General features: G+C 58.3%; 16 protein-coding genes. 4 read left to right on the top strand and 12 right to left on the bottom strand.

From position 1 onward, the window contains the following. Positions 1–17: 17 nt before the first annotated feature. The 5 genes from EPD60_RS03695 to EPD60_RS03675 all read right to left on the bottom strand — a co-directional run bounded on the left by EPD60_RS03695 (position 18) and on the right by EPD60_RS03675 (position 3,317). Positions 18–575, bottom strand: a complete 558-nt coding sequence (locus tag EPD60_RS03695; RefSeq protein WP_131446977.1) for a hypothetical protein — start codon at positions 573–575, stop codon at positions 18–20. Positions 576–726: 151 nt separating this feature from the next. After that, on the bottom strand, positions 727–990 hold the full coding sequence (locus EPD60_RS03690) for a helix-turn-helix domain-containing protein (RefSeq protein WP_131446975.1): 264 nt from the start codon (positions 988–990) through the stop codon (positions 727–729). Further along, entirely contained in the window at positions 990–1,595 is a 606-nt protein-coding gene (locus EPD60_RS03685) for a hypothetical protein (RefSeq protein WP_131446973.1), read from the bottom strand. The genes EPD60_RS03690 and EPD60_RS03685 overlap by 1 nt, the downstream gene beginning before the upstream one ends. A gap of 47 nt (positions 1,596–1,642) precedes the next feature. Next, complete coding sequence (locus tag EPD60_RS03680) at positions 1,643–2,248, bottom strand: hypothetical protein (RefSeq protein WP_131446971.1); 606 nt, start codon at positions 2,246–2,248, stop codon at positions 1,643–1,645. A 67-nt stretch (positions 2,249–2,315) separates the two neighbouring features. Further along, entirely contained in the window at positions 2,316–3,317 is a 1,002-nt protein-coding gene (locus EPD60_RS03675; protein ID WP_131446969.1) for a GlxA family transcriptional regulator, read from the bottom strand. 161 nt (positions 3,318–3,478) lie between these two features. Here EPD60_RS03675 and EPD60_RS03670 point away from each other — a divergent pair, with 161 nt between their 5' ends. After that, positions 3,479–3,895, top strand: a complete 417-nt coding sequence (locus EPD60_RS03670) for a DoxX family protein (protein ID WP_131446967.1) — start codon at positions 3,479–3,481, stop codon at positions 3,893–3,895. 225 nt (positions 3,896–4,120) lie between these two features. On the opposite strand, the gene secA is transcribed toward EPD60_RS03670, so the two are convergent. The 3 genes from secA to EPD60_RS03655 all read right to left on the bottom strand — a co-directional run bounded on the left by secA (position 4,121) and on the right by EPD60_RS03655 (position 9,012). After that, entirely contained in the window at positions 4,121–7,495 is a 3,375-nt protein-coding gene (secA, locus tag EPD60_RS03665; protein WP_131446965.1) for a preprotein translocase subunit SecA, read from the bottom strand. Between the two features lie 298 nt (positions 7,496–7,793). Next, on the bottom strand, positions 7,794–8,012 hold the full coding sequence (locus EPD60_RS03660; protein WP_131446963.1) for a PLDc N-terminal domain-containing protein: 219 nt from the start codon (positions 8,010–8,012) through the stop codon (positions 7,794–7,796). Between the two features lie 475 nt (positions 8,013–8,487). Beyond that, positions 8,488–9,012, bottom strand: coding sequence for a hypothetical protein (locus tag EPD60_RS03655; protein WP_131446961.1), 525 nt, complete (start codon positions 9,010–9,012; stop codon positions 8,488–8,490). A gap of 346 nt (positions 9,013–9,358) precedes the next feature. Here EPD60_RS03655 and EPD60_RS03650 point away from each other — a divergent pair, with 346 nt between their 5' ends. Then, a complete protein-coding gene (locus tag EPD60_RS03650) occupies positions 9,359–10,093 on the top strand; it encodes a DUF6261 family protein (protein ID WP_131446959.1) in 735 nt (244 codons plus the stop codon). Between the two features lie 452 nt (positions 10,094–10,545). On the opposite strand, the gene EPD60_RS03645 is transcribed toward EPD60_RS03650, so the two are convergent. The 3 genes from EPD60_RS03645 to EPD60_RS03635 all read right to left on the bottom strand — a co-directional run bounded on the left by EPD60_RS03645 (position 10,546) and on the right by EPD60_RS03635 (position 12,605). Further along, the gene (locus EPD60_RS03645; protein WP_207896535.1) at positions 10,546–10,878 is read right to left on the bottom strand and encodes a nuclear transport factor 2 family protein; all 333 of its coding nucleotides are present in this window, start codon (positions 10,876–10,878) and stop codon (positions 10,546–10,548) included. A 93-nt stretch (positions 10,879–10,971) separates the two neighbouring features. Continuing rightward, on the bottom strand, positions 10,972–11,598 hold the full coding sequence (locus tag EPD60_RS03640) for a hypothetical protein (RefSeq protein ID WP_131446957.1): 627 nt from the start codon (positions 11,596–11,598) through the stop codon (positions 10,972–10,974). 41 nt (positions 11,599–11,639) lie between these two features. Continuing rightward, positions 11,640–12,605: a carboxypeptidase-like regulatory domain-containing protein gene (locus EPD60_RS03635; protein ID WP_165871394.1), complete on the bottom strand. Its 966-nt coding sequence runs from the start codon at positions 12,603–12,605 to the stop codon at positions 11,640–11,642. Between the two features lie 270 nt (positions 12,606–12,875). On the opposite strand from EPD60_RS03635, the gene EPD60_RS03630 reads away from it, so the two are divergent. Then, positions 12,876–14,762, top strand: a complete 1,887-nt coding sequence (locus EPD60_RS03630) for a T9SS type A sorting domain-containing protein (RefSeq protein ID WP_131446953.1) — start codon at positions 12,876–12,878, stop codon at positions 14,760–14,762. Between the two features lie 74 nt (positions 14,763–14,836). On the opposite strand, the gene EPD60_RS03625 is transcribed toward EPD60_RS03630, so the two are convergent. Next, positions 14,837–15,544, bottom strand: a complete 708-nt coding sequence (locus EPD60_RS03625) for a carboxypeptidase-like regulatory domain-containing protein (protein WP_131446951.1) — start codon at positions 15,542–15,544, stop codon at positions 14,837–14,839. Between the two features lie 182 nt (positions 15,545–15,726). Between EPD60_RS03625 and atpG the strand changes: the two genes are divergently transcribed. Beyond that, on the top strand, positions 15,727–16,602 hold the full coding sequence (atpG, locus tag EPD60_RS03620; protein ID WP_131446949.1) for an ATP synthase F1 subunit gamma: 876 nt from the start codon (positions 15,727–15,729) through the stop codon (positions 16,600–16,602). Positions 16,603–16,682 lie beyond the last annotated feature (80 nt).

Raw genomic sequence — 16,682 nt, 5'->3', positions numbered from 1 at the left:
GAATAGTGTGAAAGCGATCAGTTCCGTACTTCGCGCACATCGCCGCCGAAGCGCTCCTGCAGGAAGCGGGCGAGGCGCTCCGCGGTTCCCTCTGGGCTTTCATAGACATGCGCCGGGAAGGTGTCGAGGGCGCGGGCAACGGCATTCAGCAGGAGGTCGTAGCGTTCGAAGCTTTCGAGCAGCACCGCTTCGTCGCCGGTTTCCCAGTAACGGCTTTCATCGCTTAACTGGAAGTCGGCGAGGTACTTCTCTGATATCCACCGGAAAAGATCAATGATGGCTTTATGCGCTTCCGCGCCCGCATACTGGGTTTTCACGATAATGCCTTCCACCGGCTCGTCCAGCTCGATCCGGAGCAGAATGTGACGGAAGTCGGTGAGGCGCCCTTCGCGGTTGAAGGTGAGGCTAAGCGGCTCGCTGCCTTCGGGTGCGAAGTACATGCCTTCTGCGCCGCCCTTATTGAAGCTTTCGTGCTCCCAGTTCAGCTCCTTGCAGATGTCAGACACTGCTTCAACCAATTGTGGCAGCAGGGCGCGGTCCTTGATCCGGCCCTGGTAGTAAATGGAAAGTCCCATGGCAATTGTTTTTACGAAACTGGCATCATTGACGAAGCCTTCCATGGGTTTTTCAACAGCGTTTCATGGGATTTTTCCCGGAGAGAAAGAACGCGGATCTGTTATGATTTTTTAGGATGGGGCGGATATCGGTACCAACATCCGCGTAAAATCACAAAGCATCTGCTTCATCCGCGTTCTTTCGCTTTCCGAAAAGCCGCTCGTAGGCCGCATCATCCACATATTCGAGTACGTCGCCCGGCTGGCAGGCCAGCACCTTGCAGATGGCTTCCAGCGTAGAGAAGCGCACCGCCTTTGCCTTGCCGCTCTTGAGAATGCTCATATTGGCGATGGTGATGCCGATGCGCTCGCTGAGCTCGGTGAGCGACATCTTCCGGCGGGCGAGCATCACGTCGAGGTTGACTACGATCGGCATCAGACAGTGTATTGTTGGTCTAAAGTAAGCTGGTAGCCTTTGCGGAAGACCTGGTTCAGCCGGATAAGGCCCATCAGCACCCAGAAAGCGGGGATGCCGGACAGGCTGCCCAAATGCAGGTGGTTGTCAAGTGTATATTGATTCGCCGTTAATCCGCGCACCAGCTGCAGAAACCAATACGACCTTGCCAAGTCGAGTACGACGAAGAACCCGCAGAAGAACATCAGTACTCTTAGCCCGGTTAAAGCCTCGCGGGTAAAGGGCTGTGCCACCTTGTAGTTTCGGAAAAAGACAAAGCCGATAATCAGTACCCCGATGCCCCAAAGCACGCGTAAGGGATCAAGCTTGCCAGGCACCAGCAGGCGTTGCAGAAAAGACGGGTTCACAACAGTCAGTTCGCCCGTGGGAAAGATGTTGGCGCCCGGATATTCTTTCTGATTGGGCTGGAAGTTGCTGGCCGGCCGGACCGCGATCGGCATGCTTTCTTCGCTGTCGCCAACGACGCTGACAAAGGCAATGACAATTACGATGAAGAAGAATCCGTAAACGGCCAGGCGGAAAAATTTATTAAATGGAGAATGGTGATTGTGCAGGCGGGGAAACATGCGCTTGTGTTTGTTCGGTTGTCAAATTTTGTTGTTGAAAGCCGCGCTCAGATCGTGTGTTGCTGTTCCAGTGTCAGCTCGTAGCCTTTTCGAAAAATATAGACAAGCCGCTGCAATACCAGGAAGACCCAGAATTCGGGCGTCATGAAATAATCGATGAAGTCGATATGGTATCTGCCACCGGTGATCTCCTTTACCTGGGCTATGTACCAGGGTTGCCGCAGCGCCGTCACCAGCCAGAAGAACATCGTAAGCCAGAAGAGCAGGCGTATCCCTTTCAGCGACTGACGGGTAAAGGGATCCCGGTAATTGAATTTGCGGAAACACAAGCCGCACACGATAAGAACGGACAGCAGCCAGGCGGCGTGTACCAGGTCAAACATGACAAACTCGCCCGGGGCCAGGAGGCGCTGCAGAATGGTGGGATGCGTGATCTGCAACACGCCCGATTGGGTGACTGTTGCGACAGGCAGGGAGTCGATGACCGGTGCCTCTTTTCCAAATACATGCACCGGCAATTTCACCGGGCTTCCGGTATCGGTAAGTTGCCCGAAGATGGTGAATACGAGGAGCACTATGCCGGCAACGAGGTAGAAAATGTTGATCCCGCGGGACAGTTTGTTGTCTGGAGGAGGAAGTAAATAACGAAGCATGGGGCTGGTTTTCGACAAAAGTATAAATTTTATCGAAAAACAATAAAATATTTCCTTTTAATGATACCTACTGCTCCAGCGCTTCCAGGTCGCCAACGGCATGCCGGCTATACTTGGAGCGGTACTGCGCCGGTGCCAGCCCTGTGAATTTTTTAAAGATCGTCCGGAAAGCTTTCGGGTCGGAATAACCGACTTCGTACATCACTTCATTCACGCTGTCGCGGGTCGACTCGAGCCGCTGCTTGGCCGCCTCGATCTTGACCCGCTGGATGTACTCGGCAACCGTATTGGCTGTGGCTGCCTTGAAGCGGCGCTCGAGGTTGCGGCGCCCGATGGCAAAGCGGCTGGCGAGCTCCTCCACGCTCAGCTTCTCGGAGTAATTCTTTTCAATGAATTCCTGCGCGGCACGGATAGAGTCGTCGTTGTGCTTTTTCTGCCCTTTGAAAATAATAAAGGGCGACTGCGTATCGCGGTCCATATCGATCATGAACACCTTGGCGGCCTGGATGGCCATTGCGCGGCCTGCATATTTTTCAATCAGATACAACAGCAGGTTGGTGAAGGTGAGCGCGCCGCCGCTGGTATAGATGCCGGCCTCCTCGGTGAGGATTTTGTCGGGCATCAGGATCACCTCGGGGTAGAGCTCGCGGAAGGCGCCCGCCGCGCTCCAGTGCGTGGTGCAGGGACGTCCATTCAGCAGGCCTGTCTTTGCCAGCAGGAAGGAGCCGAGACAAAACGAGGCGAGCGAGGCACCGTAGTTATACTGTTCTACCAGCCAGGTCACATAGGCTTCGTTAGCTGCCAGATTAGCCATCAGGTCGCCCTGCAGCGCGGGCAGGATCACCAGGTCGGTGCGGGTGATTTCGGAAATGATCGTATGGGGCCTGATGCCGAAAAGGCCCTTGCGTATCCCGCTTTCATAGCGGAGTCCAACCAGCTGTACGTTGAACAACGGCGCCTTTCCCTCGTTGCCGAGAAAGTTGTTCACTTCGTTGAGGATCTGCCAGGTGGCCTCGATATGGGTGAGGCTGCAGTCGCCTTCCGGGATGAGAATCGATACGTGTTTCATGTGTCGGCATTTGTTCGTCGCAAAATCCCCGCATTCTGTCGCAGGCGCACAGGGTGCGAGCGGGACGGCTTTTCTAGTTTCGCTTCAGCAACCGGTTATGTCCGTTTTGCCAAAAAGCTTAGTAAAGTAATCGTATTTTAGCAACATCCAAAACACATGCAATGAAAAAGATCACTATTTTTTACTGGGTCCTTACCAGCCTCATTTGCTTCATGATGACCGGCTCGGCCATTCCGAATATTATGTCGGATGCGATGTCGGTACAAGGCATGCATGTGGAGCTCGGATACCCGAAGTATTTCATTCCTTTTATCGGCTGGGCCAAGCTGCTCGGGGTGATTGCTTTGTTGTTGCCCATCGTTCCGCCGCGTCTGAAGGAGTGGGCCTATGCCGGCCTCGCCTTTGACCTTACCGGGGCGCTCTTTTCCATCGCGTCCATCGGCAAGCCGGACTGGCCCTTTCTCTTCATTCCGCTGGCGCTCCTGGCCGGTTCTTATTTCCTGTATCACAAACGCCGGGCAATGAAGCAGGATGCCGTTTCGATGTCGAAGCGGCAGTTGGCTGTAAGCGCCGCGTAGCTGGTGCACAAAGGCCCCGCCCTGCGGGGCCTTTGTCATGCTGAGCGAAGCGAAGCATCTGAAGTGATGAACTGGCGAAATGGTGGGTAGTATGCGGAGTGACTGCGCTTTCGGCTGCTGTCCTTTGTATAATCCAAAGATCCTTCCCTTCTGTCAGGATGACAAAAGCCCCGCGGAGCGGGGCTTTTGTGCACTAGCACATCAGCAAACTAGCACATCAGCACATTACGCTTCATCGCGTCCGTGGCAGTTCTTATACTTTTTGCCGCTGCCGCAGGGACAGGGCTCATTGCGTCCGGGCTTATGCTCCACGCGCACGGGCTCCTGCTTCTCGTCGATCTCTTCGTGGGTCGGGTCGAAGTAGTCGCGCTCGTTGGCGGCATAGTCCTGGCCGGCCGCGTCGATCTCGGCCTTGTTCTCGTGGAGGCGGCTCAGGTCGGTGCGCTCCAGCTGGCCTTCGCGGATAAGCGGTGCCTGCGGCGCGCGCTGCTGCGGCTGCTGCGGTGCTTCTTCTTCCTGCTGCGGCAGCTGGGCGTGGGTGAGGAAGGAAACGATTTCTCGGTTCATCTCCACGCTCATGCGGCGGAACAGCTCGAAGGCTTCCACCTTGTACACTACCAGCGGGTCTTTCTGCTCGAGATACACGTTCTGAACGCTCTGCTTCAGGTCGTCCATGGCGCGGAGGTGCTCCTTCCAGGTATCGTCGATGATGGCGAGCGTGATGTTACGCTCCATGGCGGAAGTAAGGGCTTCACCGCTGGTTTCGAGCGTCTTCTGCATCGGGGCCAGCACGTTGATGCCTTTGCGGCCGTCGAAGAAGGGCACGATCACGTTTTCGATGTGGCCGCCCTGCTGCGAGCGGATGCCTTCGAACACCGGCACCGCCGACTGCTGCAGGCCGCGCTTGTGCGCGTCGTAAGCCTCGGTGGCTTCGGTATAGAGGCGGTCGGCAAGCGTCGACACGTCGGTCTTGCGGAAGGTCTCTTCGTCGATCTGTGTGTCCAGGCCGAAGTTGAGGATGCAGGCTACGCGGAAGCCTTCGTAGTCGGCGCGCTCGCGGTAGTCAACGATGATATCTTCGGCTACGGCCATGAAGGCATTGTCGATATCGAGGGCAAGGCGGTCGCCGAAGAGGGCGTGGTTGCGACGGTCGTAAACGGCATTACGCTGCTTGTTCATCACGTCGTCGTATTCGAGCAGGCGTTTGCGGATGCCGAAGTTGTTTTCTTCCACCTTGCGCTGCGCACGCTCGATGCTCTTGGTGATCATCGAGTGCTGGATCACCTCGCCTTCCTTGTAACCAAAACGGTCCATAAGGCCGGCGATGCGCTCCGAGCCGAACATACGCATCAGGTCGTCTTCGAGCGATACGAAGAACTGCGAGGAGCCGGGGTCGCCCTGGCGGCCGGCACGGCCACGCAACTGGCGGTCCACGCGGCGCGATTCGTGGCGTTCCGTACCGATGATGGCAAGACCACCCGCTTCTTTCACGCCGGGCCCGAGCTTGATGTCGGTACCGCGACCGGCCATGTTGGTGGCGATGGTAACGGCGCCGGCAAATCCGGCCTCGGCCACGATCTGGGCTTCACGGGCGTGCTGCTTCGCGTTGAGCACGTTGTGCGCAATTTTGTTAGCCGTGAGCGCGCGGCTCAGCAGCTCGGAGATCTCCACCGAAGTGGTACCTACCAGCACCGGGCGGCCGGCGCCCTGCAGGCGGATGATCTCGTCGATGACGGCCTTGAACTTCTCGCGCTTCGTTTTGTACACGAGGTCCTGCGCATCCTGGCGGGAGATGGGAATGTTGGTGGGGATGGTAACGACGTCCAGCTTGTAGATGCTCCAGAATTCACCTGCCTCCGTTTCGGCAGTACCCGTCATTCCGCAAAGCTTGTGGTACATCCGGAAGAAGTTCTGCAGCGTAACGGTCGCATAGGTCTGTGTGGCGGCTTCGATCTTCACGTTCTCTTTCGCCTCGATGGCCTGGTGCAGACCGTCGGAGTAGCGGCGGCCTTCCATGATACGGCCGGTCTGCTCGTCCACGAGCTTCACCTGTCCGTCTACCACGATGTATTCAACGTCTTTCTCAAACAGGGTATACGCTTTCAGCAGCTGCTGCACCGAGTGGATGCGGTCGCTCTTGACGGCGTAGTCGTTGAGGATGGCTTCTTTCTGCTGGAATTTTTCATCGGCGGGCGCATCGCTGGCGTCGATCTGCGCAATGCCGATATTGATATCGGGGAGGATGAAAAATTCGGGGTCTTCGCCGGCGCGGGTCATGATGTTGATGCCCTTGTCGGTTAGGTCAACCGACTTCTGCTTTTCGTCGATGTGGAAGAGCAGCTCCTGGTCTACTTCGCCCATTTTGCGCTGCTGGTCGGCGAGGTAGTAGTTCTCGGCTTTCTGCAGCTTCACCTTGATGCCGGGCTCGGAGAGGAACTTGATCAGCGGGCCGTACTTGGGCAGGCCGCGGTAGGCGCGGAAGAGGTCGAGACCACCGCTCTTGGGGTCGTCGTCTCCGGCGGCGATCTTTTTCTTGGCTTCGTTGAGGAAGCCGCGCACGAGGCGTTCCTGCTCCTGCACCAGCGCGGATACGCGGGGGCGGAGGATATGGAATTCCTGCTCGTCGCCCTTGGGCACGGGGCCCGAGATGATGAGGGGCGTACGGGCGTCGTCGATCAGTACGGAGTCGACCTCATCCACCATGGCAAAGTGGTGCTTGCGCTGTACCATCTCCTCGGGGGAGTGCACCATGTTGTCGCGGAGGTAGTCGAAACCGAATTCGTTGTTGGTACCGTAGGTGATGTCGGCCATATAGGCGCGGCGGCGCTCTTCGGAGTTGGGCTGGTGCTTGTCGATGCAGTCGACGCGCAGGCCGAGCCACTCGAAGATGGGACCGTTCCACTCGGAGTCGCGACGGGCGAGGTAGTCGTTCACCGTCACCACGTGCACGCCTTCGCCGGCGAGGGCGTTGGTGTAGGCGGGCAGGGTAGATACGAGGGTTTTACCTTCACCGGTGGCCATCTCGGCGATCTTGCCCTGGTGGAGGGTGAAGCCGCCAATGAGCTGCACGTCGTAGTGCACCATGTTCCAGGTAACCTGTCCGCCGGCGGCGAGCCAGGTGTTCTGGAATACGGACTCATTGCCTTCGATGCGGATATATTGCTTACCGGGCTGTGCGGCGAACTCGCGGTCGAGGTCGGTTGCGGTAGCGCGGATCTCCGTGTTTTCCTTGAAGCGGCGGGCTGTTTCCTTTACCACGGCAAAGGCTTCGGGCGCGATCTGCTTGAGGATCTCTTCGATCTTCTGGTCGCGCTCCTTGCGCAGTTTGTCCACATCCTGGTAGATGGCGTCTTTGCCGGCCAGGTCGTTGTGGGGGAGGGCGTCGGCGTCGGCGTTGGCGGCGGCGATGCGGGCGTCAATGTCCTGGAGGTGTTCGGAAATGCGGGCCCGGAACTGGGCGGTTTTGCCGCGCAGCTCGTCGTTGCTCAGCGTTGCGAAGGAGGCAAAATGCCGGTTGGCTTCTGCTACCAGCGGCTGAATGGCCTTCACGTCTTTTTCCGACTTGCTGCCACCAAAAATCTTCGAAAGGAAACCGATCATAATAAGGGTTGTTGCTCTATAAGGTTGTTTTGGACCCCTCCACCAAAGCGTTTGCCAGGGTGTGCGGTGTCCTCTCCTTGTCAAAAAGGGTGCTAAGCGGGCTTAGTAGCCAATTTGGCAGGGCGCCAAAGATAGCCGATTTTCCTATAGAGGCGGGCAGGAGCGGGGTGGGAAAAGGGGCGGATTAGGGTTTGCTTAACGGCGCGGCTCCGGGCGGGCGTGTGGCGCTCCGGGCAGAGTGGCGGAACAGGACGGGGCGGAGGTGGCAGAATGGCGGTTGTACGGCCGGCAAGCCGCCTCAGGCAACGTTAACCCGCTGCCTGCGGCCGATGAAAAAGTAAAGAAGCGCGCCGGCAAGCGGGACAAAGAGAACCACCAGCACCCAGATCAGTTTGGTGTTCGTGTCCTTGAAGTTTGCCCGCAGCAGGCTCACCAGGGCGAATACAGGCAGCAGTAAAAACAGGAAGGAAAGTACGGTCCAGAAGAAGAGGCCGGTTCCGGGGATTAATAATTCCATGGAGTTGGTTTTTGGTAAAAGTAACGAAGTGGGCGCTCCGGCGGTAAAAACCAACAGCTCACAAAACTGCAGCATACCTGTGCTGCCAACGACCAGGTGTTTGCGCTGTGGCCAGTGACGTATAGTGAAGATATGAACGGAGTGAGCTAGGCTAGCGCCAAGCCCTTGTTGTGCGCAGGCCGGCCAACCAAGTACTTCGTACGACTTGATTTTTATTTCATCTTTTCAAATTCCACATTTCTTGCCCGGTCAACGCTGATTTTTATTTTCTGAACCTTGCCCCTTCTATCTCTGATAAAGTAGAGGTTGAAGTCCCCTTCCGATGATTGAAATCCATCCTTGTACAAAGGCAATAGCGTGTACACCTCATCAGGTTTCAATCGCATGCTGAGGCTACCTTTAACTGATAGTGTCTCTACCAATAATAAAATAGAGTCCTTTGTTTCCGTTCATTGGCCGCTGTTCCGCCTCTCGGTCAGCGGTTGAATAAGAACGCCAACGTCAGATAGAAAGCGATGCCATAAAATGTCCACCGGGTGATGTCGGCCGATTTGCGGTCATAACCGTCCATGGCGAATGTCTCGGCAAACAGGAAATGGAAAACGAGTGGCAGAAAGAAAGTCAGAACCTTCCAGTGCGTAGCAAGCGGCCGCCCCGATTTCCACCGTTTTAGGCGCCGCTTGCGCCCCCAATGCCCCTTGAGTTGCTGTAAGTGTTCGCTGTCCAAGTTGCGACGTCGAAGCTCAGCTTTCGCTGCGTCTATTGCGGCGTCTTGATACTCATCGGCATATGTAAAGACAATACGTACTAATTCGGCGTCCGAAGCGTGCTTCATAGTATCTGCGAAGTCGAATTGAGTCATGCTGGTAGAGAACTTGGAATCGCCGCAAACACTTAAATATCCGCAACAAGATACACCACCCTTTTCGCCTATCCAACCTGCATTCTGCTGGCTTTCCGCAATAAAAACGCTTGCACGCGTTTTCAACCGGCATTTCAACAACCGGTTTTTCGCAATGCCCCTGTTTTACCGGTGCTTATCACTATGCGCCGCCCGACTATTACCTGATTGCCCGCAATGCACCCCGCGCGGCTGGTGCGTCCCGGTACATTGCGCGCAATTTACCAGCGCCCGAAGGCCGCACAACCCCAATTACACGCAATGCAGTAGCGCTCGATATCCGATCGCCCCGGATTGCACGCAATTTGCCACCACTCGTTCTCCGAGTGCCCCTGATTGCCAGCAACTTGCCTGCACTCGGTGGCCGAGTAGGAAAAATCCCCCCGAAATTTTGGCCTGTTGTATTTGTTCTGCTTAATTTAAAGAAACCAAAAACAACAACGGTATGCTTAAACCACTCCCTTTCTACCGGCTCTCCAACGCCGAAGTAATCCAGGTTGTTTCCCAGTTCCTTGCTCTTTTTGCCGCCGGCGGCCTGCCGCCTGTTCTTGCCGAAGCCATCGCGACGCTCCGGGCCGAACTCGATGGCCTCGAAGCACTGCACAAAACCGATCCCTCGTCGCGGCATACGGAAGCCATCATTGCCCTCGACGATGAGCGCGACGACCTCTACACCGGCTTCGGTGCCTGGCTCCGCGCCCTGCAGTACCACAACGACCCGCAGATCGAAGCGGCAGCCAATGAGCTCCTGCACGTTTTCGGCGTTTACGGCACGGCCGAAAAAGTAACCAAGCAGTCGCATGCCGCCGAAACCACCAACATCGATTCCCTTCTCGCCGACCTGGCCGCGCCTGCACTTGCCGGCGCCGTCACCCGCACCGGTGCTGCGCTCTGGACCGTGCCGCTGAAGGCCGCCAACGACGCTTTCCGCCAGCGCTATACCGACCGCAGCCTCGAGCAGGCCACCAAAGAATTTTCTTTTACGATGACCCAGAAGCGCAAGACCGCCAGGGCGGCCTACGATACCGTGGTGCGCAAGCTCAACGGCTTCCTCGAAACCGACGGCGGCCGCCAGTGGGTAGACCTCACCCGCGACGCCGAAGGCATCGCCGCCCCCTTCCGCCTGCTCGCAGCACGCCGCAAAGGGAAGACCGAGGCGAAGCCCGCTACGCAGGCATGAGAATGTCCGATCTCCGATGTCGGATTTTTGCAGATAAGTTACAAGCCGCCCTAGGGCGGCTTTTTTATTCACGGCGACACGGCAGTGAAAAGATCCCGATCGCGGGCGATCGGGATGACAAGTGCTTTGATAATCCCAATGGGCGGCCCGGCCGGTATTTCCACGGCCAGGAGAAGCACCACGGGCCGCCCGGTTGTTCTCCCGGCCGTATTGTCATCCCGATGCGCAACATCGGGATCTCAGCCAGCGATTCCAATTCGTTTTTGAAATCCAAAACGTCGTGCCGTCGTGTCTTTGTGTCGTCGTGACCAAGGCTGCTTGCAGCCGCCACAGGGTGCCGCTCAATGCAAGCCGATCACCTTCGTAATCGTCCACTTGCCGTCCCGCCCGCGCCAGAGGATGATGAAGCGGCTCGGGTGCGGCTTTGCGTCGGGCTCGGCGCTGTTGCGGAACTAGTGCATGCCCACTTCCACGGCGCCATAGCCGGGCAGGGGCGACACCTCGAGGCTGCCCGGCACGAGCTCACGCGTCACCCTGCCGCACACGTATTTGCGGGTGTTGGCCAGGATATTGGCTTTGGAGGTATCGAGCCCGCTCCGGTCGTGGTAGAACTCGATGGTGTCGGCATAAAAGGAAGCCTGCGTTGTGAGGTCACAATTGTTGTAGGCCGTAAAGAAGAGGCTGTCGAGCCGGGCGATGGTGCGGTGCAGGTTGCCCGGCTGGGCGCGGGCGCTGCCGGCGGCAAGGAGTGCGCACAGGAGCGCGGCGGTGTGAAGAAGGCGCATGGTGTCGGTTTGCATCATTCGACGCGTCTTGCCGGGGGGAGGTTACATAGGGCCGGTGCACTGGTGCCGATGAATGCATTAGATCGGCCGGACTTACAGCCCGAAGCTGTCGCAAGTCGTCAGCCCGATGCGGTTGCCGGCGGCGCGGTAAGCGGCAAAGCATCCCTCCAGCACGGCCCGCAGCACCGGGTGGCTGCCCCGCGAAGGGCTGATGGCATAGCGCTCCTGCCATCTTCCATTCCGTTCGGTGACGATGCGGTAAGGCACACCGTCGAGCACAATCCGCGGTTTGGCCGGCTCTGCGTCCACCACGCGGCTGTAGTCGGCGCTGCGCATGTGCCGGATCGTATCGAGAATGGCTTTGTAGCCGGCATCGCTCCCGAGGGCTTCGGCAGTGCTTTTGCGAACGGCGATGGCCAGCTGCGTTGCACCGGGTGTGGTATTGATGTAGACCAGGAGGTCGTTTTTCCCTAGGAGGCCGGCGCGGATGTGCACCTGCGCAGACACGGGCGGCTCCGCGCAGTCTTCGGGCAGGGTGAATAGGGGCGGTTCCGGTTCTGTTTTCTTTTCACGCACGTTGCCGGAGCGGGCGTGCCCGAGATGGATAACCTTGCGTGCTTTGACGGCTGAACCCAGCGATGGTAGCTGGCCAATGACAGTTGTGGTTGCCAGGAGCAGCGTTGCGACTATGCTTATGTTGACCCGGTTGCCGAGATTCATAATTGCGTCGGTTGGATGCAGGTGCCAGAGCTTATGGATGTTTATTGCAGCACCACCTGCTGGCTGAAGGTTTTGCCGGTTTTATTATGAACCGCACGGAGTACGTAGGTGCCGGCGGCAAGGCCAGCGCTTTCCATCACCATGGGTTTGCGTCGTTTCTCCTTCCACTCGGTTTCTTTATCGCGGAGCAGCGCTCCGGAAAGGCTCCAGAGCTGGAGCGTATACGTGCCGTCGGGCAGCCGTTCGCCCGTCACTTTCAGTAGCTCGACCGGGCTTACGGGGTTGGGAAAAGTGCGAAGCGCAGGCGGAGGCATTTCCGGCGCCTTCCTCGGAGCCGGAACGCGCCGGGCGATCATCATACCGGCGATCACCACCTCCTCGTTCCCGGTAAATGCGTTGCGCTGAAGCGTGATCCGGGGAAGCTCCGCCGGAGCCAGGGAATCCACAGGATACTCCTTTGCCTGGTAGCCGGTGGATGTGACCAGAAGCTGCGCCGGAAGCCTGGACAGCCGGATGGTGTAGCGTCCGTTGGCATCGGCGGTCACCGAGTTACGGGTTCCTTTTTCCGTAACGGTAAGGAAGGGAACCGGGTAGTCATTCGCATCGATGACGGAGCCGGATACCGGGCTTTTTGCGTTAGGCGCCGGCCGCACCGGGTCGGTCGGGCAGGGAGCAGCCGTGATTTCCGTTGCCGGCCGCGTGGTTTGTGCTTCGCTCTTGAGCGACCAGAGGAATGCCGGCAGCGTCACGGCGAAAAAGTACCGCAGCCCCGGCAGCGGCCTGCGCGGCACGGTCAGCACCCGGTTCAGCTGGTCGTTGTGAAAACGCCCGCAGCCGCCACCCGTATAATTACGGAAATACTCGGCCAGCTCGGCGTCGGTCTTATTGGTGAAATCGATGACGGTTTTCCGGCAGGAGCCGCAATAGCGGCCGTTTGCGCGCGCTTCCATATCGTGCCACTGCTCGTGGCAGGCGGAGGGTATCTCGATGTGCAGGTGTTGCGCCATATGCCCCGGTTTATTATTCAGACAGGCATCGACGGTAGTATGCTGCACCATGCATGAAAGAATCGGGGATCATCCGCCAATCCGCGCCAGGAGCGCCGTAGTAATACACGTAGCGTACGCTGCCCGACGGGCGGGGGGCCATCACCGGGTTGCGCCGCGGGCACTTGTAGAATTACAGGCGCCATTCCTGATTCAAACAGAAACCAATACGCGTTATTTTTTATTTATATGTAAAAAATAAAACATAGTTTCGCGCCCCTAACGCTTACCATGAGAAACATCTGTACGCTTATCGGCGGGCTCCTGCTCGCCAGCAATCTTTCTGCGCAAACCCAAATCTTCGGTGCTGCCGGAAACGGCGACTTCGAAGCCGGTGCTACCGGCTGGACAATTGTAAATGGATCACAAACCAACAAATGGGTTGTCGGCTCCGGCGCCACTCCCGGCTTTGGCGGCAGCAAGGCGATCTACATTTCGCGCGACGGCGGCACCACGCACCGCTACGACACAACGTCTGCTTCTATCAGCTACTTCTACCGCGACATTGCCATCCCTGCCGGCACCACCAACGGCTGGATGCTGTTCGATTACATTTCGGCCGGGGAGCGCACCCCCTGGGGCATGTATAATTACCTCTACCCCGACGCACTCAATATTTACGTAGTTAGTCCTTCGGTTGCCATCACCGCGGGCAATATGGTGCCGGGCGCCTACCAGATCGCCGGTTTTACCGGGCAATCCTCCTGGTTTCGCAAATACGCTTATCCTTTCATCAACCTGTCGGACTATGCCGGCTCCACCATGCGCATCGTTTTCCAATGGCAAAACGACAACGTTCGCGGTGCGCAGCCGCCTGCGGCGCTCGATAATATCGAGATCTACACGAGCTGCCAGGGCGGAACGTCGCTTTCGGTGAGTAATGTGGGGCCCACTACGGCCAGCATCGGCTGGAATACCATTTCCGGCGCCACCGCCTACCAGGTGCGTTACCGCCGCCACAGCGAGCCTGAAACCGTGGCCACCTATGCCACCCCGGTCACCTTCAACGGCGGCAGTGCGTACTCTGGGTCGCTTTCCGGTCTCGTGCCGGGGTCGGAATACATCGCCGAAGTGCGCCCGGTGGGCCTTGCCTGCACCGACTATACGCGCCCGGCGTCCTTCGTTACGCCCGCCATCGCGGTGAACGACACCTGCAACGGTGCGCTCGCGGTAGCGGTTACCGACACGGGCTCGCTCACGTCAACTTCTTTTATGGGCGCCACACCGGGCACGGGCCTGTCGTCGGCCTGCACCTTTGGCGACAAGGCCGATGTGTGGTACCGCTTCACCGCCGGCAATGCACGCCAGTTGATTGAGGCCGCCGGCGGCAGCTACGGCAGCAGCTTCGGCGGAACTTTCCAGGTATACCGCGGCGGCTGCGGCACCCTGCAGCTCGTTACCACCAACTGTCCCTCCGATGCCCGGTCGCTGGTAAATGGTGATGGCTATTCCTCGCGCCTGCTGCTCACCAGCCTGGTGCCCGGCGAAGCTTACCTGGTGCGCGTGCTGGCGGGCGGCTATTCCTCATCAGCCACCTTCCGCCTGTCGGTGCTCAACGAGCCTTCGGGCACGCCGGTGTGTACCCCGGCAGCCTATCCGGCCAGTGGCGCCGCGGTACCGGCTGGCAGCCAAACCCTGCGCTGGAATGTAGATCCGAATGCCTTTGGCTATTATTACCAGGTAATCCCATCGAGCGGCTGGAGTGTCCAGGGATTTACAAAAGATACCTTCCTGGTGTTCGATGCTGCCACGACCGGCAACTACTCCTGGACCGTCAGGCCGGCTAATCGCCTCGACGCCGGCCCTGCCAGCTGCACTACCAACACCTTCACCGCTGCGGTGCTTACGGCCGTCTCCACCATTACGATCGATGATGCCTCGGTGCGCTTTTATCCCAACCCGGTGCAGGACAAGCTCCACGTGACCGTAGCGGGCGGCCGCCGCACCCGTGTGATGATGCTCCGCCTCGTGGATGCCGGCGGGCGTACGGTCCGGACCGCAACCCTGAAGACAGGCACGACGGTTGTCCCGGTCACCGGGCTGCCCGCGGGTGTCTACCACGCAGTGGTAGGTGATGGCAACAGCCAGCGCACGGTTCGCCTGCTGAAATCACATTAAACGTTTTAATTAATAAACAGAAAACCCACCGGCCCGAGGGCTTTGGTGGGTTTTTATTTTTTCGGAAGGCGGAATCAAAGTCCCGCTTTCCGGGCGGCCTTTTTTTCCTTCCGAAGCTCCCGGCGTGTTTTTTTGCGTGCGGGGAGATCGATAATGACAACCTCACCCAGGTACCCGGCCTGCGGCAATTGGATGTTCCGTTCCTGGTATCTTTTCGGGCAATCCACTTTTACTGTCTCGTAACCCTGGGCCCAAACCGCCACTTCCGGCCGGAGCTGGAGTTTGATCTCGAAGTTGCCCGCGGAGTCAGCTACTACCTGGTTTTTGGTGCCTGCTTCCACGGCGATAGCAAAGGGGATGGGTTCGCCCTGTTCGTTGCGCACAGTGCCGCGCAGGATCCGGGGCGACGGTGACGGGAGCGTGTCGGCGGGCAAGGGCCTTGCAGGAGAGACTTCGACAGGAATGACTCCCGGCCGGGAAGCAGCGCCGGCTTTCAGCGAAAGCAGGAGCGCGGGCAGTGTGAACGTGAAAAAATAGCGCAGGCCCGGCCAGCTGCGGCGTGGCTTCACCAGCGGCCGGCCTAGCTGGTCGGGGTGGAAGCGACCGCAGGTGGTTCCCCTTTGTTCGCTCAACCACCGGAGCACTTCGGCATCGGTCATAGCGGTAAAGTCCACCACTGTTTTCCGGCAGTTGGCGCAATGCCTCCCGCCGGCGCCGGGTGTCATCTGTTCCCAGGATTCGGCGCAGGGGCGTGGTATGGATAGTTGCGGGGCGGCGGGCATCGGTGCAGCTTTTGTCTTTGAAGATCGGTATTAACGCGGATACGCTGCGTCGGGGCCGGGAAGGACGGCTAAAAAGGCGCCTTTTTGTGGGAATTCCGGCCTTCTTGCCCTACTTTTGCGCCCGAATTGCGTGGCAAAGCGCCCCCGGGCGGGCTACGACAAACTTCAAACAACAACTTCAAATGGCAGGTCAACTTAAAGAAGTACGCAACCGGATCAAATCCGTACAGAGCACCCAGCAGATCACGAAGGCCATGAAAATGGTGAGCGCCGCCAAGCTGCGCCGCGCCCAGGACGCCATCCAGCAGATGCGTCCCTATGCCCGCAAGCTGCAGGAGCTGCTGAGCAACATCGTGAGCAATACCGAGGTGGAAGGTGGCAACGCCCTCGCCCAGGAGCGCCCCGTGGAGCGCGTGCTGCTGATCTCCATCACCTCCGACCGCGGTCTTGCCGGCGCCTACAACGCCAACGTGATCAAGGCCACCAAGGCCCTCATCAAGGACAAATACGCCGGTAAGCAGGTGACCATCTGGAGCATGGGCAAGAAAGGCTACGAGCACTTCGCCAAGAACGGTTTCAATGTAAGCGACCGCTTCAAGGATGTATTCCTGAACCTTTCCTTTGAAGGCGTTCAGGCTGCCGCTCAGGCTGCCGTTGAGGCTTTCCAGAACCGCGAGTTCGACGCCGTGGAGATCATCTACAGCGAATTCAAGAACGCCGCCACGCAGCGCTTTGTTTCTGAGCCCTTCCTCCCGATCCCGAAAGCGGCGAAGAAAGAAGGCAGCAGTGCTACGCGTGCCGACTTCATCTTCGACCCCAATAAAGAAGAACTGGTGGCCGAGCTGATGCCGAAGATCCTCAACACCCAGCTGTTCAAGGCGGTTCTGGACGCCAACGCTTCCGAGCACGGCGCGCGCATGACGGCCATGGACAAGGCTTCGGAGAATGCCAACGAGCTCCTGAAAAACCTGAAGATCTCCTACAACCGCGCCCGCCAGGCAGCGATCACCACCGAGCTTACGGAGATCGTGTCGGGTGCAGCGGCGCTCCAGGGCTGAGGAATATCGATCAGGGAATATAGAATATCGAAAATAGAAGTGAAGGCCCCGAAACGGGGTCTTTGCTTTTGGAATGGTGA

It is taken from the genome of Flaviaestuariibacter flavus, assembly GCF_004337505.1.
GTDB classification, from domain to species: domain Bacteria; phylum Bacteroidota; class Bacteroidia; order Chitinophagales; family Chitinophagaceae; genus Flavisolibacter; species Flavisolibacter flavus.
This window is presented reverse-complemented; position numbering and strand designations above follow the sequence as displayed.